This is a genomic window from Streptomyces corchorusii (assembly GCF_001514055.1).
Classification (GTDB): domain Bacteria; phylum Actinomycetota; class Actinomycetes; order Streptomycetales; family Streptomycetaceae; genus Streptomyces; species Streptomyces olivaceoviridis.
The window spans coordinates 20513-46938 of the sequence record NZ_KQ948382.1; the positions used below are offsets into that span (position 1 = coordinate 20513).

Here is a 26426-nt window from a genome sequence, read left to right on the forward strand (position 1 = left end):
GCGGAACGCCTCCACGACCCACCGGCGACGCACGCGACAGGGCACGGACGACTTCGACCGAACCAGGAGATTTCCGATGGACAACTGGCGCGAACATGCCGCGTGCCGACACGAGGACCCGGATCTGTTCTTCCCGATCGGCACCACCGGACCGGCGCAGGTGCAGGCCCAGCAGGCCAAGGCGGTGTGCGGGCGCTGCCCGGTCCGGGAGCAGTGCCTGGACTGGGCGCTGGACACGGGCCAGAGCATCGGGGTCTGGGGCGGTACGACCGAGCTGGAACGCCGGGCTCTGCGGCGCCGCGCCCGCTCGCGGCAGCGCTCCGGCTGACCGGGGGCCGGCGGGGGGCTCAGCGGCCACCGCGGCGCAGGGTCCCCCACTCCCGCTCCTGCCGGGCCACCTCGTCCCGGGCCGCGTCGATCACCTCGTCGGCGATCCAGCACAGCGGATCTACGTCGGCCACGAGCGGCTCGTTGTCGGGGCCCCGACCCGTCTCCCGGCCGCGCAGGACCCAGGGGCGCACGCCGGGGCCCTTGTCGTGCGGCAGGTGCGCGTAGTCGTAGAGGCGGCGTGCCACCCACAGCTCCACCGACCGGTCCTCCCACCAGTTCTCCACGTCGAGCGGGTTGGCGGACAGCCCCGGCATGGGGACGCCGGTCAGTTCGTCGATGCTGGAGACGCTGTCGAGGTCGGTGCCCGGTCCCTTGGACCAGCGCACGTACAGACCCTGGTGCCGTTCCACCAGGCGGGCCACTTCGGCCAGCGTGGACATGACCGGCAGGTCGTCCGGTCCGCTCATGGCATGACCTCCCTCTGCCTCGCTGTGCTGCGCTTGCGCGACCGGAGTACCCCCGGCGCGCGCCGGAAATCGGATTCCGTTGCTCCGCTCTCAGGGCTCGTCACCGGGCGGTGGCGCGGCCGGGAGCCGCAGCGTGAACACCGTTCCCACCCCCGGCTCGCTCGCGACGTCGGCCGTGCCGCCGTGGGCGGCCACCAGGTGGCGGACGATCGGCAGGCCGAGCCCGCTGCCCCCGGTGCGGCGGCTGCGGGACTTCTCCGCGCGCCAGAACCGCTCGAAGACGTGCGGCAGGTCCTCGGGTGCAATGCCCGAGCCGGTGTCGGCGACGGTGAACACGGCCTCGTCGCCCTCCCGGCGGGCGGCGAGCGTGACGGTGCCGCCGGCGGGGGTGTGCCGCAGCGCGTTGGAGACCAGGTTCCCGAGGACCTGCCGCATCCGCACCGGGTCGGCCTCCAGCCAGGCGGTGGCGTCGGCCTCGGTGGCGCCGGCCTCGGTGCGCAGGGCGACCCCGGCGGCGTCGGCGGCGACGCGGTGGGCGGCGGCGACCTGGTCGAGCAGGTCGCCCGCCCGCAGCGGCTCCCGGTGCAGGCGCAGGGTGCCGGCGTCGGCCGCGGCGAGGTCCTGGAGGTCGTCGATGATCCGCTGGAGGACGAGCGCCTCCTCGTGCAGCGAGTCCAGCAGTGCCGGGTCGGGCTCGACGACGCCGTCCCGGACGACCTCCAGCCAGCCCCGGATGTTGGTGAGCGGGCTGCGCAGCTCGTGCGCGATGTCGCTGACCATGGCCTTGCGCTGTGCCTCCAGGCGGGCGCGGCGCTCGGTCAGGTCGTTGAAGGCCTCGGCGAGGATGCCGGTCTCGTCCCGGGTGGTCACCGGCACGCGCACGTGCAGCTCGGGCGGCTGCTGCGCGGCGAGCGTGAGCGCGCGCAGCGGCCGTACCAGCCGGACGGCGACGACGGCGGTCACGGCGACGGTGACGGCGAGGACCAGACCGGCCGCGCCGACCACCTTGGCCTTGTTGGCCGGTGACATGTCGAAACGGGCCGGGTTCTGGTCGCCGATGCCGAGGAACAGCTCGGCCACCGGGGCGACATAGGGCTGGAGCTGGGTGCGGCGGGCGGTCTGGACACAGCGCTGGGCGGTCCGCGTGGCGTCGCCGGTGCCGAGCTTGGGCAACTTGGCGACCAGGAATCCGCCCCCGAAGGAGTCCTTGCCGCGCGGGTCGAAGGTGAAGAACAGCCCTCCGTCGAGGTTCAGCCCGTTCTTGCGCAGGCAGGGCCGGGCCAGGTCGGACAGGGCGTCCAGGGCCTTCCGCTCGGTCGCGGTGGGGGTGTTGAGCCGGCCGTCCTCGCACACGTCGGCGCCGTAGGCGAAGGGATCGGCGCCGTCCGCGACGGTGACCACCGGCCGTCCGCTCTCGGTCCGTTCGACGGTGGCCTGGAGGCCGTGGCGTTCGTAGCAGTGTTCGCGTCGCTCGGCCAGCGAGTCCAGTTTGACGCGTTCCGCGGCCGGCAGCCGGTAGGGGCCCACCACGCGCGGGTCGACGCCGCTGAGCTGGGCGCCGGTCTCGGTGTAGGTGTCGGTGCGCAGCGGGTCGACGGTGGCGGCGGCCCGGGGCGGCAGCGGGGTGCCGCGGGGCGCGGAGTCGGCGACCGGGGTGCGGTCGGCGGTGGTGAGGGCGATCCGGCGTCCGGTGCGGGCGGCCAGCTCCCGCAGGGCGGGCCGGACCCCCGCCCAGTCGGAGTGGGTGGCGGCGTAGCCGCTGAGCTGGGCGAGGATGCGGTTGTCGGCGGCGAGGTCCTGCCCCTGCTCCTCCTTCAGGGCGCTGGTGGTGGTGGTCACGGCGAGCCAGGCGGTGGCCGCCACGGAGCAGACGGCGATCAGCGCGGAGACGAACAGCAGCCGGACGACCAGCCGTTTGCGCGGCGGGATACGGCGCCTCACCGCCGGGTGCCGCTCAGCTTGTAGCCGACGCCGAACACGGTCAGCAGCCGCACCGGCCGCCGCGGGTCGGCCTCGATCTTGCGGCGCAGGTTCATGATGTGCACGTCGACGGCCCGCTCGGTGGAGGCCCGGTCGAAGCCCCGGGTGCAGTGCAGCAGTTGCCGCCGGGTGAACACCCGCTCCGGCTCGCCCGCCATGGCCAGCAGGATCTGGAACTCGGCCGGTGTGCACTCCACCGGCGCGCCGTCGCAGCGCACCTCGTGCCGTACCGGGTCGACGCTGATCCCGGCGGCCCGGACGACTGGGTCCTCGTCCCGGGCGCCGACGCCCCGCCCGCTGCGCCTGAGGACCGTACGGATACGGGCCATCAGCTCACGCGGGCTGTACGGCTTGGTCAGGTAGTCGTCGGCGCCGGTGTCGAGGCCGAGCAGGACGTCGTCCTCGGCGGAGCGGGCGGTGAGCATGACGACCGGTACGTCCGGCCGCTCCGGGTCGGCGCGCAGCGCCCGGCACACGCCGAAGCCGTCGAGGACCGGCAGCATCAGGTCCAGGACGACGAGGTCGGGCCGCAGCCGGCGGGCGGCGTCGAGCGCCGCCGCGCCGTCGTGCACGACCGTGGCGGTGTGGCCCTCGGCCAGCAGGGAGCGGCGGAGCAGTTCGGCCTGTTTCTCGTCGTCCTCGGCGACCAGCACATGTGCGCACACGAATGCGGATCCTAAGCGGCTCAGTGGGCGAGCCAGTCGGCGTGCCCCATGACGACGACCGGGTGCCGGTCGGGGTCGAGGGTGCGCAGGAGGTCCTTCATGTGCGCCTTGGCGACGCTGACGCAGCCGTGGGTGGGGCCGCCGTGGTCGACGTGCAGCCACACTCCGCCGCCGCGTTCCGGACCGAGGGGCCGGGTCCAGTCCAGCGGTGAGGTGCCGGGCTCGCGGTTGTAGTCGATGGCGATGACGTAGTCGAAGGAGCCCTCCAGCGGCTCGCCCTTGAAGCCGGTGCCGGGCGAGTGGAAGCCGCTGGAGTGGTGGTACGGGAGCTTGCCGCCGGGGTCCGGGAGCAGCCCGCCGGCGTCGGAGAGGGTGTAGACGCCGAGCGGGGAGCGGAGGTCGCCGAGCATGTGGTGGGCGCTCCAGCCGTGCAGCGCGTTGTGGGCGGGCCAGGCGGGTCCGGCCTGCCAGCCGGCGGGGGTGCGCTGGTGCAGGACGACGGTGCAGAGCGGGGAGTTCTCGCCGCGCCCGGTGACGACGACGGCCTGGGTGCAGCGCGCGGGTATCGCGGCGGTCCGCTCGGGCCCGAGGCCGGGTATGCCGCGCGGGGCCGACGGGGTGGGGGTGGCGGGGGTGGGTGCCGGTGCCGGACGGCGGGCCGGGGTCCGGCCTTCGGTCGCCTCGGCTCCGCCGCCGCAGCCGGTGAGCAGCAGCGGGGAGGCGAGGAGAGCGACGGCGGTTCTGCGTCGGATCATGAGTCGATCTTGACCGGCAGTTGTTTGGAACCGGTCAGTGTCGGACACGCGGGTGGAACTGGCCGGATCTCAGGGGCGGTTCGGCTTGCCCGACGTGTACAGCCAGGTGTGGAACAGCCCGTCCAGCCGCTTGCCCGACGTCGCCTCGGCGAGCCGGACGAACTGTGCCGTGGTCCCGTGTCCGCCGCGGTGCCCGGTCGCCCAGGCGCGCAGGATCCGGAAGAAGTCCCGGTCGCCGACGGCCCGGCGCAGTTCGTGCAGGGCCATGGCGCCGCGGGCGTAGACGGGGGTGCCGAAGATGTTCCCGCCGCTGCCCGGGTCGCCGGGCGGGTAGGCCCACAGCTCGTCGCTCGCGGGGCGGGCGTAGAGGGAGTCGAAGGCCTGCTGGGCGCTCCGGCCGTCGTGCTGCTCGGCGTAGAGCCACTCGGCGTAGGTGGCGAAGCCCTCGTTGAGCCAGATGTCCTTCCAGGCGGTGAGGGTGACGGAGTCGCCGAACCACTGGTGGGCGCTCTCGTGGACGAGGGTGTCGAGGTCGGGTGCGGAGTCGTAGACCGGCCGGGTCTGGGTCTCCAGGGCGTAGCCGACGTCCGGGGCGTGGTCGACGATGGCTCCGGCGGCCCGGAACGGGTACGGCCCGAACAGCTTGCTCTCCCACTCCAGCACGGAGGGCAGCTTCTTCAGCACGGGCGCCGCGGCGCGGGCCTCGCGGGCGTCCACGGCGTTGTACACCTGTGTGCCGTCGCGGGTGGTGTACCGCTCGACCTGGAACTTCCCTATGGTGGCGGTCGCCAGGTAGGCGGCCATGGGCTGGGTCTCGCGCCAGCGGAAGGTCGTCTTCCCGCCGGCGGTGCGCTGTCCGAGCAGGACGCCGTTGGCGACGGCGGTGCGCCCCTCGGGCACGGTGATGGTGAAGTCGTACGACGCCTTGTCCCTGGGGTGGGCGTTGGCCGGGAACCACGTCATCGCGCCCTGCGGCTCGCCGGCGACGAACGCGCCGTCGTCGGTCGGGATCCAGCCGTCCGCCGAGCCGTCGGGGTCGGTGACCGGCCCGGGGGTGCCGTGGTAGGCGACCGTGACACGGAACTCCTGCCCGGCGCGCAGGGCGTGGCGCGGGGTGACGACGAGTTCCTGGCCGTCGCGCCGGAAGTCCGCCTGCGTGCGGTCGACGGTGACGGCGGTGACCTTCAGGCCGGTGAGGTCGAGGTCGAAGCGGGTGAGCCGCTGGGTGGCGCGGGCGGTGAGCACCGCGGTGGCGTCCAGGCGGCGGGCCGAGGTGTCGTAACGCAGTGTCAGGTCGTAGTGGCGGACGTCGTAGCCGCCGTTGCCGCTGAGCGGGAAGTACGGGTCGCCCGCGCCGGGGGCTCCGGTGCTGCCCGGGGCCGTGGGTCCGGCGGCGCCGAGGAGGGCGGCCACGGCGACGGGGACGGTGGCGAGGACGGCGGTACGGCGGCGGGCGGGCTGTCTGCGGGACGGCGTCACATGTGCTCCTCGGGAGTGGCCGATGATCGACTGGCCGTCAGAGTAGGCGCCGTGCCGGTCGGGTTTCCCCCTTGTTCAGGTCAAGTCGTGCCGCGCGTGCCGCGTCGCCGCCGGGTGGGCGCGGGCCGGCGCAGTAGGCTCGCCCGACCGTCCACGACCCGAGAGGGGCCCGACCGTGAGCGTGCGTGTGCGCCGGATCTACGAACCGCCCGAGCCCGACGACGGCCTGCGCGTCCTGGTCGACCGGCTGTGGCCGCGCGGTCTCGCCAAGGACGCGGCGCACGTGGACGAGTGGCCGAAGGAACTGACCCCGTCGAGCGAGCTGCGCACGTGGTACCACGGCGGGGGCTCCTACGAGGAGTTCAGGAGCCGTTACGAGCAGGAGCTGGAGGCTCCTCGGGCCGCCGAACTGCTGGACCGCCTCAGGGAGTCGGCCCGCACGGGCACGGTGACCCTCCTGACGGCGTCCAGGAAGACCGAGGAGAGCCACGCGCACGTCCTCGCGGAGCTGGTGGAGGGCTGAGGTCAGCCGGTGTGCCGGGCCGCGTGCCGGCCCGCCGCGCGGCCCGAGAAGAGGCAGCCGCCGAGGAAGGTGCCCTCCAGGGCGTTGTAGCCGTGGACACCGCCGCCGCCGAAGCCGGCGACCTCGCCGGCCGCGTACAGCCCCTCGATCGGCGTGCCGTCGGTGCCGAGCGCCCGGGAGTCCAGGTCGGTCTGGATGCCGCCGAGGGTCTTGCGGGTCAGCACGTGCATCCGGACCGCGATGAGGGGGCCGGCGGCCGGGTCGAGGAGGCGGTGCGGGGCGGCGACGCGACCGAGCCGGTCGCCGATGTAGCGGCGGGCGTTGCGGATGCCCTGGACCTGGGCGTCCTTGCTGTAGGGGTGGGCGATCTGGAGGTCGCGGGCCTCGATCTGGCGGCGCACCACGGCCGCGTCCAGCAGCGGCTCGCCGGTCAGGCCGTTCATCTTCTCGACGAGCTGCTCCAGGTTCCCGGCCGTGACGAAGTCGGCGCCGTGGTCGAGGAAGGCCCGCACCGGTGCGGGGGCGCCCTTGCCGAGCAGCCGGTCGCGCAGCACGGCCTTGCGGTCCTTGGCGGTGATGTCGGGGTTCTGCTCGGAGCCGGAGAGCGCGAACTCCTTCTCGATGATCTTCCGGGTGAGGATGAACCAGGAGTGGTCGTACCCGGCGATGTCCTCGGTGGTGCGCAGGTACCTGAGCGTGCTGAGGGTGTCGTAGCCGGGCAGGCAGGGGTCGGGCAGCCGGCGGCCGAGGGCGTCGAGCCACAGGGACGACGGGCCGGGCAGGATGCGGATGCCGTGGCCGGGCCATATCGGGTCCCAGTTGTGCAGGCCCTCGGTGTAGTGCCACATGCGGTCGCGGTTCACCAGGCGCACGCCGGCCTCGGCGCTGATGTCGAGCATGCGGCCGTCGACGTAGGCGGGGACGCCGGTGACCATCTCGGCGGGGGGCGTGCCGAGCCGCTCGGGCCAGTAGCGGCGGACGATGTCGTGGTCGGCGCCGATGCCGCCGGTGGTGACGACCACGGCCTGGGCGGTGAGTTCGAAGTCGCCCGCGCGGTCGCGGTTGGAGGCGACGCCGCGCGGGGAGTCGTCGGGGGCGAGGACGGTGCCGCGCACACCGCGTGCCGTGCCCCCCTCGACGACCAGTTCGTCCACCCGGTGGCGGTGGTGGAAGGTCAGCAGTCCGTCCCTGGCGGCCTGCCGGGCGGAGCGCACGAAGGGCTCGACCACCCCGGTGCCGGTGCCCCAGGCGATGTGGAAGCGGGGCACGGAGTTGCCGTGCCCGTCCGCCCGCAGGTCGCCGCGCTCGGCCCAGCCGACCGTGGGCAGCAGCTCGATGCCGTGTCCCCGGAGCCAGGACCGCTTCTCGCCGGCCGCGAACTCGACGTAGGCGCGGGCCCAGCGCACCGCCCAGGAGTCCTCGTCGGCGAGCCGGTCGAACCGCGCGCTGCCCTGCCAGTCGCTCCAGGCGAGGGCCGAGGAGTCCTTGATGCCGAGGCGGCGCTGCTCGGGCGAGTCCACCAGGAAGAGGCCGCCGAAGGACCAGAACGCCTGGCCGCCGAGGTTGGCGGCGTTCTCCTGGTCGATCAGGGCCACCCGGCGGCCCCGGCTGGTGAGTTCGTGTGCCGCGACCAGGCCGGCGAGACCCGCTCCGACGACGATGACGTCCGCGTCCATGACGACTGTGTCCTTCCTGACGGTGCTCGGTACGGTGTTCGGTGCCGGCCCGTGCCGGTGCGCGTGCGCTCGTACGACGGTGCCGTTCCGGCTGTGCTCATGCGGCGGGGGTGCGGCTGCCGTCCGTGAGCAGCGCGGTGAGCAGCTCCCCCAGCCAGGCCCGGGCGGCCTCGACGTCCCGGTCCAGCAGCAGCTGGGTGGTGACCCCGTCGTAGGCGGCGACCACGGCGTGCGCGGCCCCGTCGGCGTCGCCGAGCACGGCGGGCAGCGCGGTGTGGCCCCGGGCCCGGGAGAGCCGGTCGGCGATGGCCCGCCGGAGCCGCGCGCGGTGGTCGAGGAGGGCCTGGGCGACGGCCGGGTTCCGGGCGGCGTGCACGAGGAAGTCGGTCTTCACCAGCAGCCAGTCGACGTCGAGCAGCAGCACCTCGGTGACCCGGTCCACGGAGGCGGGCACGTCGAGGTCGGGCCCGTCCTGGGCGAGCGCGTCGGCCACCTGGGCGGCGATGAGGTCGGCGCGCTCCTGGTAGAGGGCGAAGAACAGCTCGTCCAGGGTGGCGAAGTTCGAGTAGAAGGCGCCCCGGCTGAACCCGGCCGCCTCGCAGACCTCCTCGATGGAGACGCGCCCGTAGCCCTTCGCCGCGAACACCGCGAACGCGGCGTCGAGCAGCCGGGCGCGGGTGCGGACCCGGCGCCGGGTGACGCGTCCGGCCGTCTCCATGGCTGCCTCCCTCAGTTGGATGCGCGAATGTATCGGATACACCGATGTATCGAAACCCTCTGGGCGCCCCCCTGATCAAATGGAACGGATTTTCGATTAAGGAGTACGCTGGACCCATGTCCACGCACCTCCAGGGCTCCCTGTTCGACCAGACCGACGAGCTGAGACTCGGCCCGCTCGACGGGCTGCGCCGGACCGAGCTGGGCTCGGGCGCCTGGATCGATGTCCTGCCGGGCTGGCTGAGCGGCGCCGACGACCTGTTCGAACACCTGGCGGCCGAGGTCCCCTGGCGGGCCGAGCAGCGCAAGATGTACGACAAAGTGGTGGCCGTGCCGCGCCTGCTCGCCTTCTACCGGGCCGAGGACCCGCTGCCCCACCCGGTCCTCGACGAGGCCCGCACCGCCCTGTCCCGGCACTACGCCGGCGAACTGGGCGAGCCGTTCACCACCGCCGGGCTGTGCTACTACCGCGACGGCCGGGACAGCGTCGCCTGGCACGGCGACCGGATCGGCCGGGGCTCCCGGGAGGACACGATGGTCGCGATCCTCTCCGTCGGCGAGCCCCGCGACCTGCTGCTGCGGCCGGCCGGCGGGGGCGGTACGGCGGTCCGGCGCCCGCTCGGCCACGGCGACCTCATCGTGATGGGCGGCTCCTGCCAGCGCACCTGGGAGCACTGCGTCCCCAAGACCAGCCGGGCCACGGGACCGCGCATCAGCATCCAGTTCCGCCCGCACGGCGTGCACTGAGGACGGGGCCCGCTCGCGCGCGACGATCTCCCGTCTGGTTGGCTGTCCCCGACGATCCGCCGCTGAGGGCTCGGAGAGATCATGCGGGCAGAAGTAAGACAAGTCGCCGACGGCACCTACCTGGTGCACGGCCACAACACCAACTGGGTGATCCTCAAGGACGGCGACGCCGTCACGCTGGTGGACACCGGATATCCCGGGGACCGGCCCGGGCTGCTGGAGTCCCTCGCCGAGGTGGGGAGTTCACCGGACGCGGTCGCCGCCGTCCTCATCACCCACGCGCACAACGACCACCTGGGCTCCGCCGAGTACCTGCGCGCCGCCCACGGCACCCCGGTCTACCTCCACCCGGCCGAGGTCCCGCACGCCCGGCGCGACTTCCTCCAGCAGGCGACCATCGCCGACGTGGTGCGCAACGCCTGGCGGCCCGGCGTGCTGCCCTGGGCGGTGCACGTGATCCGCGTGGGCGGCACGGAACAGCACCCCGTCACGTCCCCCGAGCCGTTCCCCACCGAGGGGGCGCTCGACCTGCCGGGGCGGCCGGTCCCGGTGCACACCCCCGGCCACACGGACGGCCACTGCGTCTACCACCTGCCCGACGCCGGCATCGTGATCTCCGGGGACGCCCTGGTCAGCGGGCACGCCACCTCCCGGCTCAAGGGCCCGCAGCTCCTGCCCGACTTCTTCCACCACGACCGCGCGCGGACACTGGCCTCCCTGGACGTGGTCGGCGCACTCGACGGCGACACCCTGCTGCCCGGCCACGGACCGCTCCACCACGGTTCGGTACGCGCCGCGGCCGAACAGGCCAGGGAACGAGCGTCCTAGACGAACGAGCCCACCCGGAGGAACCGGTCCGCCCGGACCGCGCCGAGCCCCCTGGAGGACCCGGACCGCCCGGAGCACGGGTCCGCCCGCAGCACGCCTGGCCTCCCGGAAGGCCCGGACCGCGCGGGGGGACCGGACCCGCCCGCAGCGCGGCCAGCCTCCCGTAGGCGCCGGAACACCTGGCCACAGGTCCGCCCGGAGCGCGCCTGGCCCCCGCACGGACCGGTCCCGCTAGCGCGCCCAGCCTCCCGCAGGGGACCGGTCTCCTCGAACTGGAGCGTGGGGCCTTAGGGTTCGTGCCATGGCCTTGCAGATCAGCGCCACGAACCCGGAGCACCCCGCGCTCCTGCTCGCGCTCCCCTGGGACACCCCGCTGGAGGAGTGGCCCGAGGAGTACCTCGTACCGCTCCCCCGCGGCATCTCCCGGCACGTGGTGCGCTACGCCCACGCCGGCGACGAGGTGATCGCCGTCAAGGAACTGGCCGAACGGCCCGCGCTGCGCGAGTACGAGCTCCTGCGCGACCTGGACCGGCTCGGCATCCCCGCCGTCGATCCGCTCGCCGTGGTCACCGGCCGCACCGACCCCTCCGGCGCCCCGCTGGAGCCGGTGCTCGTCACCCGGCACCTGCGCGGCTCGATGCCGTACCGGTCGATGTTCGAGACGACCATGCGCCCGGCGACCATGCACCGGCTCATGGACGCCCTCGCCGTGCTGCTGGTCCGCCTCCACCTGGCGGGGTTCGCGTGGGGCGACTGCTCGCTGTCCAACACCCTGTTCCGGCGGGACGCGGGCGCCTACGCGGCCTATCTGGTCGACGCCGAGACCGGCGACCTGCACCCCCGGCTCAGCCCCGGACAACGCGACTACGACCTGGACCTGGCCCGCGTGAACATCAGCGGGGAACTGCTGGACCTGGAGGCGTCCGGCGCGCTGCACCCGTCCGTCGACCCGGTCGAGTTCGGCCACGAGATCTGCACCCGCTACCACGGCCTGTGGCAGGAGCTGACCCGCACCTCGGTGTACCCGGCGGGCAAGTACCACTACATCGAGCGCCGGATCCGCCGCCTGAACGACCTCGGTTTCGACGTCGCCGAGATGCAGATCGAGCACTCCTCCAACGGCGACACCGTCACCTTCGTGCCCAAGGTCGTCGACGCCGGGCACCACCAGCGGCAGCTGCTCCGGCTGACCGGCCTGGACGCCGAGGAGAACCAGGCCCGGCGGCTGCTGAACGACCTGGAGAGCTGGATGGCCACCCAGGACGACTACGCGCCCGGCGATCCCCTCGCCGCCCGCCCGGAGGTGCTCGCCCACCGCTGGGTGCGGGACGTGTTCCGGCCGACCGTGCGGGCGGTGCCGCCGGAGCTGCGCGGCTCCATGGACCCGGCCGAGATCTACCACGAGCTCCTCGAACACCGCTGGTACCTGTCCGAGCGCGCGCAGCACGACATAGGCATCGACACCGCCGTCAAGGACTACATCGAGAACGTCCTGCCCAAGGCCCGGGCCGGCCTGGAGACGGCCGACCCGGAGTAGGTCACTCGTGCGGGACCACGGCCACCGGGCAGTCGGCGTGGTGCAGCACCCCGTGCGCGACCGAACCGATCCGGGCGCCGACGGCCGTACGGCGCGCCCGGCGTCCGACGACCATCAGCTGGGCCCGGCCGGTCATCGACAGCAGCACCTGGCCGGCGCTGCCCATCTCGACGTGCTCGGCCACGGGCACCTCGGGGAACCGCTCCCGCCACGGCCGCAGGGCGTCGGCCAGCGCCTGCTTCTCGTACGGTTCGAGACCGCCCGCGTCGTCCAGCAGCTTGAGCGAACCGGGGCTGTAGGCGAAGACCGGCGGCAGGGTCCAGGCCCGGACGGCCCGGACGGCGGCGCCACGGGCCGCCGCCGTCTCGAACGCGAACCGCAGCGCCGCCGCGCTGTCCTCGGGGGCGCCGTGCTGGCCGACCACCACGTCCCGGCCGGCCGCCTCCGCCGCGGGCTGGTCCTCGGCGCGCACCAGGACCACGGGCCGGGTCGCCTCCGCGATCACCTGCTGGCCGACCGAGCCCAGCAGGAACCCGACGACGGGTCCGTGGCCGCGCGAGCCGAGCACCAGCATCTCGGCCTCGGCCGCCGCGCCGGCCAGCGCGTGCGCCGCCGCGCCCTCCACCACGTCGGTGGTCACCGTCAGCTCGGGGTGCCGCTCGGAGACGGTGCGCACAGCCTCCGCCGCACCCTCCGACACCCACCCGCGCTGGGTGTCCCGGTCGGCGGCGGCGAGCGCCTCGGCGTACCGCCAGGCGTGGACCACCCGCAGCGGCAGCCCGCGGCGGACGGCCTCCCGGGCCGCCCAGTCCAGCGCGGCCAGGCTCTCCGCCGTACCGTCCACCCCTGCCGTGATCGGGCGTGTCATCCGTGGGCCTCCTCGTCGTCGTGTCCTCGGTTTCCGGGTGCCCGTTGCCGGGCGCCGGTGCGCACGGTCATGATGATCTCTTCCAGGAACCGCCGCACCGGTCCCCCCGGGCGGCGGGCGCGCTGAATGGTCACTGTCAGGCAAGGACCGGTCTCCGTCGGACAAGCGCGTCCGGGCGGACCGACCCTACGATGGCCTGGAACCGGTGCGGTGTCCGTACGACACCGGCCGGGGGGATCCGACACTCGGGTGGGAGACGTATGGCACAGGCCGCCGACACCGCGCGGACCGTCATCCTGACCGTGGACGACGACCCGGGGGTCTCCCGTGCCGTCGCCCGCGATCTCAGACGGCGCTACGGCGAGTCGTACCGGATCGTGCGCGCGGAGTCCGGCGAGTCCGCGCTGGACGCGCTGCGCGAGCTGAAGCTGCGCGGCGACCTCGTCGCGGTGATCCTGGCCGACTACCGCATGCCGCAGATGAACGGCATCGAGTTCCTGGAGCAGGCGCTCGACGTGTACCCGGGTGCGCGCCGGGTGCTGCTGACCGCGTACGCGGACACCAACGCGGCGATCGACGCGATCAACGTGGTCGACCTGGACCACTACCTGCTCAAGCCCTGGGACCCGCCGGAGGAGAAGCTCTACCCGGTCGTGGACGATCTGCTGGACGCGTGGCGCAACAGCGCCTACAAGCCGGTTCCCAGCACCAAGGTCGTCGGGCACCGCTGGTCGGCGCGCTCCTCGGACGTGCGGGAGTTCCTGGCCCGCAACCAGGTGCCCTACCGCTGGTACTCGGTGGAGGAGCCGGAGGGGCAGCGGCTGCTGGCGGCGGCCGGGCAGGACGGGGAGCGGCTGCCGCTGGTGATCACCCCGGACTGCACGGTCCTGGTGGAACCCGAGGCGCCCGAGCTGGCCGCGCACGTGGGCCTGGCGACGACACCGACGGCCGACTTCTACGACCTCATCGTGATCGGCGGCGGTCCGGCCGGGCTCGGCGCGGCCGTGTACGGGGCCTCCGAGGGCCTGCGGACCGTGCTGGTGGAGCGCTCGGCGACCGGGGGGCAGGCCGGGCAGAGCTCCCGGATCGAGAACTACCTCGGCTTCCCCGACGGGGTCTCCGGCGCCCAGCTCACCGACCGGGCACGGCGGCAGGCCGCCAAGTTCGGCGCCGAGATCCTGACCGCCCGTGAGGTGACGGCCCTGGAGGTCAACGGGGCCGCACGCGTCGTACGGTTCGCGGACGGCTCGGCGATCGCCGCGCACAGCGTGATCCTCGCGACCGGGGTGCAGTACCGCCAACTGGAGGCGGCGGGCTGCACCGACCTGACCGGCTGCGGGGTGTTCTACGGCTCGGCGCTGACCGAGGCCGCCTCCTGCCAGGGCCAGGACGTGTACATCGTCGGCGGCGCCAACTCCGCGGGCCAGGCGGCCATGTACCTGTCCCGGGGCGCGAAGTCGGTGACGCTGCTGGTGCGCGGCCCGGACCTGTCGGCGTCCATGTCGCACTATCTGATCCAGCAGATCGGCGAGGCCCCGAACATCTCGGTGCGCTGCCGCACGGTCGTCGAGGAGGCGCACGGCGCCGAGCACCTGGAGCAGCTGACGCTGCGGAACACGGTGACCGGGGAGACGGAACGGGTCGACGCGCAGTGGATGTTCGTGTTCATCGGCGCCGCCCCGCTGACCGACTGGCTGGGCGAGACGGTGCTGCGCGACCGGCGCGGGTTCATCCTGGCCGGGCCCGACCTGACCGCCGACGGGCGGCCACCGGCCGGCTGGGAGCTGGACCGGCCGCCGTACCACCTGGAGACCAGCATCCCCGGGGTGTTCGTGGCGGGTGACGCGCGCTCCGAGTCCGCCAAGCGTGTCGCCTCCGCCGTCGGAGAGGGAGCCATGGCCGTGATGCTCGTCCACCGGTACCTGGAGCAGTCGTGAGCGGGCAGGTCGTGGCGTGCAGCCCGCAGGAGGTCGGCTCGCTGTTCCTCTTCGAGAAGCTCAGCGACGAGCAGCTGGGCCGGCTGTGCGCCCAGGGGCGGGTGGAGCTGTACCAGCCCGGCCCGGTGTACGCCGAGGGCGACCCGGCCGCCTGCTTCTACGTGATGATCGAGGGGGCGGTCGTCCTGTCCCGCCGGGTCGGCGGCGACGACGTGGAGGTCATCCGGACCTCGCAGCCCGGGGTGTACGCGGGCGCGATGCAGGCGTACCTCGGCGACCGGGTCCCGCAGGTCTACAACAACTCCATGCGGGTCACCGAGCCGACGCGGTTCTTCGTGCTGCCGGCGGAGCTCTTCGCGGACGTCGTGCGCGAGTGGTTCCCGATGGCCGTGCACCTGCTGGAGGGCCTGTTCTTCGGGACGAAGAACACCCAGGCGATGATCGGGCAGCGGGAGCGGCTGCTGGCGCTGGGCTCGCTGTCGGCGGGGCTCACGCACGAGCTGAACAACCCCGCCGCGGCGGCGGTCCGGGCCACCTCGACCCTGCGGGAGCGGGTCGCGAAGATGCGGCGCAAGCTCGGCCTGATCGCCGAGGGCCCGTTCTCCCGCGATGTGCTGGCGCGCCTGGTCGAGATCCAGGAGCGCACCGCGGAGCGGGTGGCGAAGGCCCCGGCGCTCAGCCCGCTGGAGGCCAGCGACCGGGAGGACACGCTCACCGACTGGCTGGAGGACCACGGCGTCGAGCAGGGCTGGCAGCTGGCGCCCACCTTCGTGCAGGCCGGGGTCGACGTGGACTGGCTGGAGCAGGTTGCGGCGGCGGTGGACCGGGAGATCCTGCCGAACGCGGTCGGCTGGCTCAACTACACCATCGAGACCGAGCTGTTGATGAACGAGATCGAGGACTCCACCACCCGCATCTCGCACCTCGTCGACGCGGCCAAGCAGTACTCGCAGCTCGACCGGGCGCCGTACCGGGTGGTGGACGTGCACGAACTCCTCGACAGCACGCTGCTGATGCTCTCCGGGAAGATCGGGCGGGGCATCGAGGTCGTCAAGGAGTACGACCGCACGCTCCCGCCGGTGCCCGCCTACCCGGCCGAGCTGAACCAGGTGTGGACCAACCTGGTGGACAACGCCGTCTCGGCCATGAACAGCGGGGGCGGCCAGGGCACGCTGACCGTGCGGACGGCGCTCCACAACGAGCAGTTGCTGGTCGAGTTCCGGGACACCGGTCCCGGTGTGCCGCCGGAGATCAAGGACCGGATCTTCGACCCGTTCTTCACCACCAAGCCGGTCGGCGAGGGCACCGGGCTCGGCCTGGACATCTCCTGGCGGATCGTCGTCAACAAGCACCACGGCGCCCTGCGGGTGGAGTCGGTCCCCGGCGACACCCGCTTCCAGGTGCTGCTCCCCCTGACCGCCGAGACCCCCGACGAGGAGCCGGTATGAACGACATCGAGGGAATCGACCCCAGCGTCCCGCCCAGCGGCACCGGCTGCGTGGAGTGTGAGGAGGCGGGCGGCTGGTGGTTCCACCTCCGCCGGTGCGCACAGTGCGGGCACGTCGGCTGCTGCGACGACTCCCCCTCGAAGCACGGCACCGCCCACTACCGCGAGACGGGACACCCGATCATCCAGAGCTTCGAGCCGGGCGAGGACTGGTTCTGGGACTTCAGCACGGACCAGCTGTACGGCTCCGGGCCCGCGCTCGCTTCCCCGGACTCCCATCCGGCCGACCAGCCGGTGCCGGGACCGGCGGGCCGGGTGCCCGCGGACTGGGCGCGGACACTGCGCTGAGGAACGCGACGGCCGGGCCGGGGGTGACCCCGGCCCGGCCGCCGTGTGTTCCGGGCGCGGCCCTCAGCGGGCGCAGTCGAGGCGGTCCAGGTCGACGGCGTCGGCCATGGCTTGCATGCCCTTGTCGTTGGGGTGCAGGTGGTCGCCGCCGTCGAGGAACGGCAGCATGCGCTCGGGGTCGTACGGGCTGCGCAGCACGCGGTCGAAGTCGGTGACGGTGTCGAAGTCGTCGCTGCCGCGCAGGTACCGGTTCACCTCCTGCCGTACGGCTTCGCCGGCCGGGTCCCATTCCGGCCAGCCCTTGAACGGTCCGACGGTGGCGGCGACCACGCACGTGCCGGCCGCGTGCGCCCGCCGGGCGATCTCCCGGTAACCGGCGATCAGTTCGTCGGCGGTGACCCCGGTGTGGGCCTTGATGTCGTTCACGCCCTCGAAGAGGAAGACCGTGCGCACCCCGGGCTGGGACAGCACGTCCCGGTCCAGCCGGTGCGGCGCGGCCTGCCCGGCGCCGTCGGTGAGGACCTTGTTGCCCGAGATGCCCTCGTTGGCCACGCCCTGGACGGGTCCGTCGGCCGCGTTCAGGCGCCGGGCGAGGTAGTCGGGCCAGCGCCGGTTCAGGTCGGTGCTGGACTGCCAGCCGTCGGTGATGGAGTCGCCGAGCGCGGCCACGGCACCGCCGGCCGCCCGGGAGGGCCGTACGGCGACCGAGTCGAGGTACCACCAGGACCCGGTGGTCCGCGTCCAGTGCGTCCCGCTCTCCTCGGCGGTGTACTCGCCCGGTCCGGTGTACGACGTCTGCATCGCCATCCCGTGACCGGTGGCCGGGCCGGCCGCGTCCGGGGTGCGCAGACTGACGACCAGGTCGGTGCCGGTGGCGATCCGGCCGGGCAGCGGGTCGCTCCAGGCGACGGCCCCGGCCGGGAGGGTTACCGTGCGGGCGCCGCCGAAGGTGAGCGGCCGGTTGCTGCCGGGCCGCAGGGCGGCGCCCTGGGCGCGCACTCCCGCGTGGACGCCGTCCAGGGTCAGCGGCCGGTCGCCGAAGGCGTTGGTGAAGCGGACGCGGAGGTCGCTGCCGCCGACGCTGGTGTGGACGACGAGCCGGTAGCCCTGGCCGGCCGTGCCCTCGCCCATGCGGTCGGCGCTCGCCGCCCAGGTGACGACTCCGGTGGCCCGGGTGGCCGACTCGGGCGGGGTGGCGGCCCGGGCGGCCGGCGCGGTCTGGAGGGCGACGGCGGTGAGCAGGGCCGCGAGGACGCGCCGGCGGCGTGCGGGGCGGGCGCTCACCGGGCGAGGTCCCGGAGCGTGACGGTCTCGCCGGGCCGGACCCGGACCGTGCGGAAGGTCCCCGCGTGTCCCACGGAGGTCGTGGTGCCGCCGATGCTGTGCAGCCGGACCTCGGTGGGTTTCCCGTCCCGCCACTGAAGGTCGACGAGGAAGCCGCCGCGGGCCCCGGCACCGGTGAGCGAACCGGCCGCGGCCCAGGCGTCCGGGAGGGCCGGCAGCAGTTCCAGGTGCCCGGGGCGGGAGTAGAGCAGCATCTCGGCCACGGCGGCCGGGGTGCCGAAGTTGGCGTCGATCTGGAAGATGCCCCGGCCCCGCTCGACCTCGTAGATGTCGAAGAGGTTGGGCGCGGTGCCGTTGCCGCCGCCGGTGGAGGGGCGCAGGTTGGTGACGACGAGCTGGTAGGCCTTGTCGGCGTTCTTCAGCCGGGCCCAGCACAGGGCGCGCCAGGCGTTGGCCCAGCCGAAGCTGTTCATGCCGCGCGCGGTGAGCAGGGCGGTGGCGCCGGTGACGATGTCAGCGGGGGTGGAGCCGTCGGGCCGGATGCGGTCACCGGGGAACAGGCCGACGAACGGGGAGAGGTGCCGGTGGGTGGTCTCGCCGAGGTCGTCCGGCGACATCCACTCCTGAAGCCGGCCGGTCTTGGGGCTCACCACGGGCAGGTACAGCTTGTCGCGCAGGGCGCCGACGGTGCGCGCGTACCCGGCGTCCCGGCCCAGCTCGCGCGCCGCGGTGCGGTAGTTGCCGAAGAGGGCCCACACCAGTTCCTGGGCGTAGGTGATGCCCTTGGCGTCGAGCGGGCCCTGCTCGGGGGACCAGTCGCTGTCGGCGATCAGCACCTCGCGGCCGTCGTCGGGCAGCGTGGTGGTGAGCAGCCGGGCCTCCCAGAACTCGCAGGCGCCCTTGAGCAGCGGGTAGATCTTCTCCAGGTGGGCGCGGGACCGCGTGTACTCGTAGTGCTCGAACAGGGAGTTGCACAGCCAGGCGTTCCCGGCCGGGTGCCACCACCAGCCTCCGCCGCCGAAGGGGTTGGTGGAGATGGCGAGGGTCCAGCCGGCGTTCCTGCCGCTGGAGTTGCGGTAGCGGTTGCGGGGGTCGTTGAAGAGCCTCCGGGTGAGGTCGGTCCAGGAGGGGAGCTGGGCGACGCAGTAGTCGGTGAACGCGTCGAAGCAGGACGACAGGCCGGCCCGGTCGGCCATCCAGTAGTTCATCTGGAGGTTGATGTCGGTGTGGTAATCGCCCATCCAGTCCGGGTCGTTGCCGTCGAGCCAGGGGCCCTGGAGGCCGAGCGGCAGGCTGTCCCGGGAGCCGGCGATCATCAGGTAGCGGCCGAAGTGGACGTAGGCCGCCTCCAGTTCGGGGTCGGGCACGTCGTCGCGGGCGCGGGCCTGGATCCGCTCCCAGGTGTCCAGGGCGCGCTGTTCGGCGGAGGAGGTGCCGAGGGAGAGGCCGAACCGGTCGAACAGGGCGCGGTGGTCGGCGACGTGTGTGCGCAGCAGGGCGCCGGCGGAGTGCCGTGCGGCGGTACGGACCTTGGTGCGGGCCAGTGCCCGGGGGTCCAGGCCGGGGTCGCGGTAGTGGGCGGCGGCGTCAGGGGTGTAGTTCGTGCCGCCGCTGAGCACGACGGTCAGTTCGCGGCAGCCGGTGAACTCCAGGCGCGAGCCGGTCGTGCGGACGGTGCCGCCGTCGCCGCGCGCCTCGACGGCGGCGCCGTAGCGCAGGCCGCCGGGGAAGGCGCCGGCGAAGGAGTCCGCCGTGCCGTTCTCGCCGTGGGTGCCGTCGAGCGTGATCGTGCCGGTGTACCGGCCGCCGCCGCTCTGGCTGAAGTGCAGCACGATGACGTCGTCGGGGTGGCTGGCGAACATCTGCCGCCGGTAGGTGACGCCGGAGCGGACGTAGGAGGTGGTGACCACGCCCTGGGCGAGGTCGAGGGTGCGGCGGTAGCCGGTGACGGCGGACAGGTCGTGGTCGGGGATGTCGACGGTGAGCCGGGCGAGGAGGGTGAGGGAGCCGAAGTCGTCGCGTCCGTAGGGGAACTGGCCGTCGGCGTCGAGGGTGTCGTTGAGGCCGCCGGTCCACATGGTGACGTCGGTGACGAGGAGCACCTCCCGGCCGGGGTCGTTGGTGGCGAGGGCGCCGAGGCGGCCGTTGCCGACGGGCAGGCCCTGCTCGATGAGCGAGTGTTCGTCGGCGGGGGCCCGCCACCACAGCCGGTGGCGGGCGTCGGCGGAGGGCACCGCGGTGGGCCGCCGCGGTGCGGCGGTGGCGGTGAAGGCGGGCAGTGAGGCGAGGGCTCCGGTGGCCGCGGCGAGCGCGAGGAAGCCGCGTCTGCTGGGCGGGGTGGGTATCACGGCGGGCTCCGAACTTCCGTGGCGTCAGCGCGGGGACGAGGGCACGTCGATGCGGTCGATGTCCGGGGCGTAGTCCGAACCGCTGTCGAAGGTGACGGTGTTGCTGCCGGCCTTGAGGGTGACGGGGACGCTGACCGTCTCGACGCTCCCCCAGTCGCCGGTGGAGGGGAAGCTGTGGCGGGTGGCGGCGCCGGAGTTGGCGGAGACGTTCACCGGGCGGGGGTCGCCGCTGACGTAGGCCACCTTGATGAGGTAGGTGCCGGGGCGGTCCACGACGACGTCGTTGAAGCGGAGGGTGCCGCCGACGTAGAGGTCGCCGACCTTCTTGCCGCCGGAGCAGGCGGAGCAGTCGGCCACGGAGGCCCGGCCGCCGAGGGTGTTGGCGCCGGCCTCGGCCTCGTAGCCGGTGGTGGTGAGGGCGCTGCCGTGCGGGGTGACGGTGAACAGCCGGGAGCCGTGGGCGGGCAGGGCCTCGGTGATCCTGTTCTTGTAGGCGCCGAGGTTCTCGTGGTTCCACAGGTCGCGGACGGACGCCTTGCCGGTGAAGCCGAGGGAGGAGAAGTCGGCGGTGACGGCGGCGGGGGCGTCGGCGAGGTTGAACAGGGCGACGGTGTAGGTGCCGTTGGGGTTCTTCGCGGCCCACACCTGCTGGGGGTCGGAGGGGGTGACCGGCCGGGCGGGCGGGGAGTCGCCCTGGTCGACGGCGATGACCTCGCGGTTGGTGAGGAGCTTCACGCCGTAGTCGTCGAGCTTGGTCAGGTCGTCGCCGGTGTAGAGCGGGGACTTGGCGATGGCCCACAGGGTGGCGTAGGTCTGCCGTTCGGCCTTGGTCAGACCGTCCATGGCGCCGTTGCCGACGTCGAGGGAGTCCAGGTCGTTCCAGCCGCCGGGGCCCGCGTGCCTCGTCCAGCCGGGGGTGTCGGTGAAGCGGTCGTCCACCGAGTTCTCCCAGCTGACGAGGGTGTTGCAGTAGCACTCGACGTCGGTGTCGACGCGCCAGCCGTTGGAGTACTTCTTCCAGTCGGCGGCGTGGCCGATGTCCAGGGACCAGGAGATCTCCAGGTGGACGGGGCGGCCGGTGGCGGCGATCGCCTTCTGCCAGGCCGCGACGTCGGCGACGTTGTCGTAGTTCTCGCCGCTCTTGAAGGAGCCGGGCCCGACGCCGTCGAGCTTGAGGAAGTCGTAGCCCCAGGAGGCGATCAACTGCGCCTGGGAGTCGATGTACTTCTGGGCGCAGGGCTTGTCGAAGTCGAGTTTGTAGGCGCTGTCCCAGCCGTTGGTGGTGCGCAGGTCGCCGTAGACGATGTCGGCGGTGGTGCAGCCCTCGGCGTGCCGGACGGGCACCTTGCCGTCGCCGTACGCCTCCTTCTCCAGGCCGACGGGCAGGTAGATGCCGGCCTTGAGGCCGAGGCGGTGGATGTGGTCGGCCACCGCCTTCATGCCGTGCGGGAAGCGGGCCGGGTCGGCCTGCTGGCGTGCGTAGGCGTCGAACTGCGGCTTCCAGTCCTTGTCCCGCCACCAGCCGGAGTCGATGTTGACGTAGGTGTAGCCGTACGGCTTGAGCCTGGCGGCGAGGGCGTCGGCCTGCTTGAGGACGTTCGCCTCGGTCAGATAGCTGAAGTCGCCGTCCGGGTTGAGGCCGGGGTACTTGGACGACTGCATGCTCCAGCTGGACCAGCCCATGTAGGGCTTGGCGGCCGAGGCGGGTGCCGTGTCGGCGTGGGCGGTGGCCGGGACGGCCGTGGCGAGGCCCGCGGTGAGGGCGAGGACGACGGCGGCTCCGAGCCCGCGAGCGGGCAGGACGGACGACGAGGGTGACCGCATGGGTCTGCCTCCTGGGTGGGTTCGGGTCGGGGCGGCTCAGCCCTTTCCACGGGCGGGGTTCTCGGTGATGAAGGTCTGGATCGCGGCGGCTGCCGCGCCCCGCGCCCACTCCTCGAAGGGGAGCGGGCGGGTCTGTACGTCGCATCGGGCGGCGGACCCGAAGGCGGCCGTGGTGAACGCCTCCCGGATCTGTTCGGCGAAGAGGTCGTAGGCGGCGAGCCCCTCACCGGAGATGATCACGCGTTGGGGGCCGAGGAGGTTGGCGACGGTGGCGAGGCCCCGGCCGATGGCTTCGCCCGCCCGCGCGTACACCTCGCGCGCGCCGGGCAGGCCCTGGCGGGCGAGGGCCACGGCGGCGGCGCTGTCGGGGACCTGGTGCCCGGTCACCTCGCGCATCCGGGCCACGATCGCGGCGTCCCCGGCGATCGCCTCCACGCAGCCGCGGTTGCCGCAGTGGCACGGGGGTCCGGCGGGGTCGACGACGAGGTGCCCGATCTCGCCGGCCACCCCGTGGGCGCCGGCCACCACCCGGCCGTGCACCACGAGTCCGCAGCCGATGCCGGCGCCGACGGTCACCACGGCGAAGTCGCTGAGCCCCGCTCCGGCACCGAACCACTGCTCGGCGACGGTCAGCGCGCGGACATCGTTGTCGACGGTGGCCGGCAGTCCGCAGGCGGTGGCGGCGAGTCCGGCCAGCGGCACGTCCCGCCAGTCCAGGAACGGCGAGTAGCGTACGGCTCCCTCGGCGCGGTCGACGTCGCCGGACACGGCGATGCCGAGGCCGGCCACCGGCGCGCCCGACTCCACGGCGTGGGCGAGGAGTTCGTGGACCAGGTCCGCGATCGACGCCAGCGCGGGCGCGGCGGCCCGGTCGGGCAGGGGCGTGCGGCGGGCCAGGCGGACCCGGCAGCGCAGGTCGGTCAGCACGGCGATCAGTTCGTCCCCGGTCGCCTTCACCCCGATGAACAGGGCGCGTTCGCCGTTGACCCGGACCAGGCCGGCGGGCCGCCCGAGGGCCGGGCGGGCCTCTTCCACCGGGCCCTCCCCCGAGCCGGTGCCCCCGGCCGGGTCGCCGCCCTCCACCAGGTATCCCGCCGCCAGCAGGGGTCGTACCGCCTTGGTCACCGCCGCCGGGGACAGCCCGGCCCGGCGGCCCGCCTCCAGGCGGGTCAGGGGGCCGTGGGACAGGACCGTCGTGAAGACCTGGGCAGCGGCAGGCGTCTGCGCCGGGAAGGTCTCGGCGCGCGGGGTCGAGCGCATGGCACGGGAACCTAGGGCTCTTATTTTCCGCTGTCAATAAAAGAAACAGCGCTTGTTGCGGGGGCTGTTGGGGCTCTCGCGGCCCCGGACACGCGGATGCCCCGCACGGGGCGGGGCATCCGGTGGTGCCGGTGTGGTCCGGTGTCCGTCAGTGACGGACGCTCGGCGTGTTGGCGGCGGTGACGTTGACCGCGGCCCACGACTTGTCCACGGTCTTGTACTCGGTGCTGCTCGCGCCGTACAGGTCCTTGGCCGCCTTCAGCGTCGCGGTGCGCGCCTGGTGGAAGTCGGTCGTGGAGACCATGTACCGGGTCAGCGCGCGGTAGTAGATGGCCGTCGCCTTGGTACGGCCGATGCCCTTGACCGCGATGTTGTGGTAGGTCGGCGAGTTGTAGTTGACGCCGTTGATCGTCTTCTTGCCGCTGCCCTCGGCAAGGAGGTAGTAGGCGTGCGAGGAGACACCCGAGCCGGCGTGCACCTCGGTGTAGTAGGTGTCCTCCGACCAGTAGTCGATCGTGCCTTCGAGCTTGTCGAGGGACGGGTGGTCCAGGCGGCGCAGGAACTTCTGCGCGAGGCCCAGCTTCTCGCCGACCAGGTAGTCCGGCGTGTCCTTCGTGTTCTTGGCGTAGAACTCGACGTTCGAGCCGAAGATGTCCGCGAGCGACTCGTTCAGCGAGCCCGGCTCGCCGTACTGGTTGCCGTCGGAGTCGACGAAGGTCGGCTGGAGGTTGGCGGTCGCCTCCACCACGCCGTGGGTCAGCTCGTGACCCGTGACGTCGAGCACGACGAGCGGCTTCTTGAACATCTGGCCGTCGCCGTCGCCGTACAGCATGCAGTTGCAGGTCGGGTCCCAGAAGGCGTTGGCGACCTGCTTGCCCCAGTGGACCATCGCCTGCGCGGGCTTGCTGTTGTTGGCGATGCCCTTGCGCTGGAACGTGGACTTGTAGAAGTCCAGCGTCTTGGTGATGCCGTACTGGGCGTCCGCGGCGGCGCTGACCCGGCTGGTGGTCGCGCCGTTGCCCCACACGTTGGTGGTGTTGGTGAGCTTCGTACCGGCGCTGAACTTCTCCGTGTACGAGCCCTTGGCGTCCCGCGTCTCGGTGCCGTACCGGTTCGGGTCCTTGAGCTGGTAGTGGCCGCGCGACGTCTGTGTGGTGGTCAGACCGACGGTGCCCACGAAGAGGGTCTTGCCGGTGCCCTTGGCGGCCGACGGGTAGGCCGCGGCGCCGGCGCCGCGGGAGCCGACCAGGCCGGAGACGGCGGCGCCGGAGCCGGTGCCGGTGGCCGGGTCGAGGGTCTCGCCGCGCTCGCGCAGGGCGTCGAGCAGCTTCGGCGACAGGAACTCGTCCCTGGTCGGGGTGTTGCTGCGCACCTTGCCGGTGACCGCGTCCACGACGACCGTGCGGGCGCTGTCCTTGCCGGTGACGGTGACCTGGTAGGCGAGCGCGGAGGCACCGCCGCGGGCGTCGACGACGAGCCGCGCGCTGCCGGCGTCGCCCTTCGCGGCCTGGGCGGCCTTGGCGGCGGCCTGGCCCGCGGTCAGCTTGGCCTTGGCGGCGGCCGGCTTGACGGCGTGGTCGGCGGCGCGGGTCACGCCCGTGTAGCCGAGCCGGCGGTCGAGGTGGACGACGAGGTCGCCACCGAGCACCGGCAGGTCGTTGTGGGTGCGGACGAAACGGACGTGCCGGGCACCCTCGGGGTCGATCATGACGTCCTGGGCGTGCAGGTCGTCGCCCTGGGAGACACCGGTCGCCGAGGCGTGCGCGAAGGCCGCGGTGCGCGCCGCCTCCACCACCGCCGTGGCGCTCGGGGCGGCGGAGGCGGCGGACCGCTCCACCCCCGGGGAAGGAGCCGCGAAGGCCGTACCGGCCAGGCCCGTGGCAGCGGTCACCACCGCGACGGCGACAGCCACGGTGCGTATGTGCGGTCTACGCAATCTGATCAGGGTTCCTTCGTTCGACGGCGGCCGGTCTGCCCAACCGCCGTGGGGCGTGGCGCGGTTGGCGCCACGGGGGCCGGTACGGCCCCGAGGGGCAACCCTTGCGGATCAGTCATGGGCACGTAAAGCCGGAATGATCCATTTCGCGAACTTCTATGACAATCCTTTACGAACGGCAGTCGCAGAGTGATCGCGAGATGACCAACTGTGTGTCGGCTGTGAAGACGCGGTCGCGATCCCCTAGGTTCCCAGGCGGATCGATATCGCAGCGGAATCCGACCGATGGGAGCGGTCAGGGGATGGTCTCGGCAACGGTGGGGCGGGGAGCGGTCCTCGGAGCGGTCGCGCTGTCGCTGCTCGCGGTCCCGGCGCGGGCCGCGACGGCGGGCCCGGACAGGCCGGTGCCGGCGGCGCTGCCGGCACCCGACACCGCCGGACTGGCCGCGGTGCTGCGGTCGGCGGTGGCGCAGGGCGCGCCGGGGGCGCTGGCCCGGATCGACGACCGGGGCAGGACGTACCGGGTCACCCAGGGCGTCGCCGACCGCGCCACCCGGCGGGCCGTCAGCACCGACGACCGCTTCCGGATCGGCAGCGTCACCAAGACCTTCTCGGCCGTCGTGCTGCTCCAGCTCGTGGACGAACACCGGCTCTCGCTCGACGCGCCGGTCAACCGCTACCTGCCGGACCTGCTGCCGGACGACCGGATCACGGTCCGTCATGTGCTCAGCCACCGCAGCGGGCTGTACGACTACACCGACGGCATGTTCGCGAGCAGTGTCTCCGGCTTCGAGGCGGTCCGGAAGAAGGTCTTCACCTACCGGCAGCTGGTCGCCCTCTCCCTGAGGAAGCCCCGCACCAACGCGCCGGGCGCCGCGTACGCGTACTCCAACACCAACTTCGTCGTCGCCGGGCTGCTCATCGAGAAGCTCACCGGGCGGTCCGTGAGGACGGCGTACCAGGACCGCGTCATCGGGCCGCTGAAGCTGAAGGACACGTTCTACGTCCATCCGGACTCCGCGATCCCGGGCCGGTACGCCCGCGGGTACCTGACGCCGGACACGGCGGGCGCCCCGCTGGTCGACGCGACCGCGCAGACCGTGTCCTGGGCGCAGAGCGCCGGGGCGATCATCTCCAGCGCGCGGGACCTCGACGTCTTCTACAGCGCGCTGCTCAAGGGGAAGCTGATGTCCGCCGCGCGGCTCGCCGAGATGGAGCGGTTCACCAAGGTGAACAGCACGACGGCGTACGGGCTCGGGCTGCGACGGCGGGACCTGCCCTGCGGGGTGTCGGTGTACGGGCACACGGGAGCGGTGCAGGGGTACTACACGTATGCGTTCAGCACGAAGGACGGGGGGCGCAGCCTGACGGCCGTGGCCAACACGTCGAACAACGGGAAGGTGTGGGACACGCTGGCGGGCGCCCTGGATTCGGCGTTCTGCGGCAAGCCGGGAACGGACGGGGCCTAGC

General features: G+C 73.1%; 22 protein-coding genes. 9 read left to right on the forward strand and 13 right to left on the reverse strand.

Annotation, left to right across the window (positions count from 1 at the left end):
* Positions 1–76: 76 nt before the first annotated feature.
* The gene (locus AQJ11_RS43540; protein ID WP_014670730.1) at positions 77–328 is read left to right on the forward strand and encodes a WhiB family transcriptional regulator; all 252 of its coding nucleotides are present in this window, start codon (positions 77–79) and stop codon (positions 326–328) included.
* 19 nt (positions 329–347) lie between these two features.
* Here AQJ11_RS43540 and AQJ11_RS43545 read toward each other — a convergent pair whose 3' ends face one another.
* The 5 genes from AQJ11_RS43545 to AQJ11_RS43565 all read right to left on the reverse strand — a co-directional run bounded on the left by AQJ11_RS43545 (position 348) and on the right by AQJ11_RS43565 (position 5676).
* Positions 348–797: a DUF6098 family protein gene (locus tag AQJ11_RS43545; RefSeq protein ID WP_059267185.1), complete on the reverse strand. Its 450-nt coding sequence runs from the start codon at positions 795–797 to the stop codon at positions 348–350.
* 90 nt (positions 798–887) lie between these two features.
* A complete protein-coding gene (locus AQJ11_RS43550; protein WP_059267186.1) occupies positions 888–2738 on the reverse strand; it encodes a sensor histidine kinase in 1851 nt (616 codons plus the stop codon).
* The gene (locus AQJ11_RS43555; protein WP_059267187.1) at positions 2735–3442 is read right to left on the reverse strand and encodes a response regulator transcription factor; all 708 of its coding nucleotides are present in this window, start codon (positions 3440–3442) and stop codon (positions 2735–2737) included. The genes AQJ11_RS43550 and AQJ11_RS43555 overlap by 4 nt, the downstream gene beginning before the upstream one ends.
* A 20-nt stretch (positions 3443–3462) precedes the next feature.
* On the reverse strand, positions 3463–4197 hold the full coding sequence (locus AQJ11_RS43560) for a L,D-transpeptidase family protein (RefSeq protein ID WP_014670734.1): 735 nt from the start codon (positions 4195–4197) through the stop codon (positions 3463–3465).
* Positions 4198–4266: 69 nt separating this feature from the next.
* A complete protein-coding gene (locus tag AQJ11_RS43565; RefSeq protein ID WP_059267188.1) occupies positions 4267–5676 on the reverse strand; it encodes a M1 family metallopeptidase in 1410 nt (469 codons plus the stop codon).
* Between the two features lie 175 nt (positions 5677–5851).
* On the opposite strand from AQJ11_RS43565, the gene AQJ11_RS43570 reads away from it, so the two are divergent.
* On the forward strand, positions 5852–6199 hold the full coding sequence (locus tag AQJ11_RS43570; protein ID WP_203348835.1) for a DUF488 domain-containing protein: 348 nt from the start codon (positions 5852–5854) through the stop codon (positions 6197–6199).
* Positions 6200–6201: 2 nt separating this feature from the next.
* Here the strand turns inward: AQJ11_RS43570 and AQJ11_RS43575 are convergent, their stop codons facing one another.
* Entirely contained in the window at positions 6202–7875 is a 1674-nt protein-coding gene (locus tag AQJ11_RS43575; RefSeq protein ID WP_059267189.1) for an FAD-binding dehydrogenase, read from the reverse strand.
* A gap of 97 nt (positions 7876–7972) precedes the next feature.
* Positions 7973–8593 (reverse strand): TetR/AcrR family transcriptional regulator, encoded by a 621-nt coding sequence (locus tag AQJ11_RS43580; RefSeq protein WP_059267190.1) that lies wholly within the window; start codon positions 8591–8593, stop codon positions 7973–7975.
* A gap of 116 nt (positions 8594–8709) precedes the next feature.
* Between AQJ11_RS43580 and AQJ11_RS43585 the strand changes: the two genes are divergently transcribed.
* The 3 genes from AQJ11_RS43585 (at position 8710) to AQJ11_RS43595 (ending at position 11704) form a co-directional block, all read left to right on the forward strand.
* Complete coding sequence (locus AQJ11_RS43585; protein WP_059267191.1) at positions 8710–9339, forward strand: alpha-ketoglutarate-dependent dioxygenase AlkB; 630 nt, start codon at positions 8710–8712, stop codon at positions 9337–9339.
* Between the two features lie 81 nt (positions 9340–9420).
* The gene (locus AQJ11_RS43590; protein WP_058079288.1) at positions 9421–10167 is read left to right on the forward strand and encodes an MBL fold metallo-hydrolase; all 747 of its coding nucleotides are present in this window, start codon (positions 9421–9423) and stop codon (positions 10165–10167) included.
* A 301-nt stretch (positions 10168–10468) separates the two neighbouring features.
* On the forward strand, positions 10469–11704 hold the full coding sequence (locus AQJ11_RS43595) for a DUF4032 domain-containing protein (RefSeq protein ID WP_059267192.1): 1236 nt from the start codon (positions 10469–10471) through the stop codon (positions 11702–11704).
* Between the two features lies 1 nt (position 11705).
* On the opposite strand, the gene AQJ11_RS43600 is transcribed toward AQJ11_RS43595, so the two are convergent.
* Positions 11706–12572: a universal stress protein gene (locus tag AQJ11_RS43600; RefSeq protein WP_059267193.1), complete on the reverse strand. Its 867-nt coding sequence runs from the start codon at positions 12570–12572 to the stop codon at positions 11706–11708.
* A gap of 260 nt (positions 12573–12832) precedes the next feature.
* Here AQJ11_RS43600 and AQJ11_RS43605 point away from each other — a divergent pair, with 260 nt between their 5' ends.
* From AQJ11_RS43605 to AQJ11_RS43615, 3 genes are read left to right on the forward strand one after another with little or no spacing between them, the layout of a single operon-like run.
* Positions 12833–14509, forward strand: coding sequence for an NAD(P)/FAD-dependent oxidoreductase (locus AQJ11_RS43605; protein ID WP_014670744.1), 1677 nt, complete (start codon positions 12833–12835; stop codon positions 14507–14509).
* Positions 14506–15957, forward strand: coding sequence for an ATP-binding protein (locus AQJ11_RS43610; RefSeq protein WP_059267194.1), 1452 nt, complete (start codon positions 14506–14508; stop codon positions 15955–15957). The genes AQJ11_RS43605 and AQJ11_RS43610 overlap by 4 nt, the downstream gene beginning before the upstream one ends.
* The gene (locus tag AQJ11_RS43615; RefSeq protein WP_059267195.1) at positions 15954–16304 is read left to right on the forward strand and encodes a UBP-type zinc finger domain-containing protein; all 351 of its coding nucleotides are present in this window, start codon (positions 15954–15956) and stop codon (positions 16302–16304) included. Before AQJ11_RS43610 ends, AQJ11_RS43615 begins: the two co-directional genes overlap by 4 nt.
* 63 nt (positions 16305–16367) lie before the next feature.
* Here the strand turns inward: AQJ11_RS43615 and AQJ11_RS43620 are convergent, their stop codons facing one another.
* The 5 genes from AQJ11_RS43620 to AQJ11_RS43640 all read right to left on the reverse strand — a co-directional run bounded on the left by AQJ11_RS43620 (position 16368) and on the right by AQJ11_RS43640 (position 24932).
* Positions 16368–17588 (reverse strand): SGNH/GDSL hydrolase family protein, encoded by a 1221-nt coding sequence (locus tag AQJ11_RS43620; protein ID WP_059267196.1) that lies wholly within the window; start codon positions 17586–17588, stop codon positions 16368–16370.
* Positions 17585–19936: a glycosyl hydrolase family 95 catalytic domain-containing protein gene (locus AQJ11_RS43625; protein ID WP_059267197.1), complete on the reverse strand. Its 2352-nt coding sequence runs from the start codon at positions 19934–19936 to the stop codon at positions 17585–17587. The genes AQJ11_RS43620 and AQJ11_RS43625 overlap by 4 nt, the downstream gene beginning before the upstream one ends.
* Before the next feature lie 24 nt (positions 19937–19960).
* Complete coding sequence (locus AQJ11_RS43630; RefSeq protein ID WP_059267198.1) at positions 19961–21760, reverse strand: alpha-galactosidase D; 1800 nt, start codon at positions 21758–21760, stop codon at positions 19961–19963.
* Positions 21761–21796: 36 nt separating this feature from the next.
* On the reverse strand, positions 21797–23020 hold the full coding sequence (locus AQJ11_RS43635) for an ROK family transcriptional regulator (RefSeq protein WP_059267199.1): 1224 nt from the start codon (positions 23018–23020) through the stop codon (positions 21797–21799).
* Between the two features lie 148 nt (positions 23021–23168).
* The gene (locus tag AQJ11_RS43640) at positions 23169–24932 is read right to left on the reverse strand and encodes a M4 family metallopeptidase (RefSeq protein WP_079082701.1); all 1764 of its coding nucleotides are present in this window, start codon (positions 24930–24932) and stop codon (positions 23169–23171) included.
* A gap of 326 nt (positions 24933–25258) precedes the next feature.
* Here AQJ11_RS43640 and AQJ11_RS43645 point away from each other — a divergent pair, with 326 nt between their 5' ends.
* Entirely contained in the window at positions 25259–26425 is a 1167-nt protein-coding gene (locus AQJ11_RS43645; protein WP_059267201.1) for a serine hydrolase domain-containing protein, read from the forward strand.
* Position 26426 lies beyond the last annotated feature (1 nt).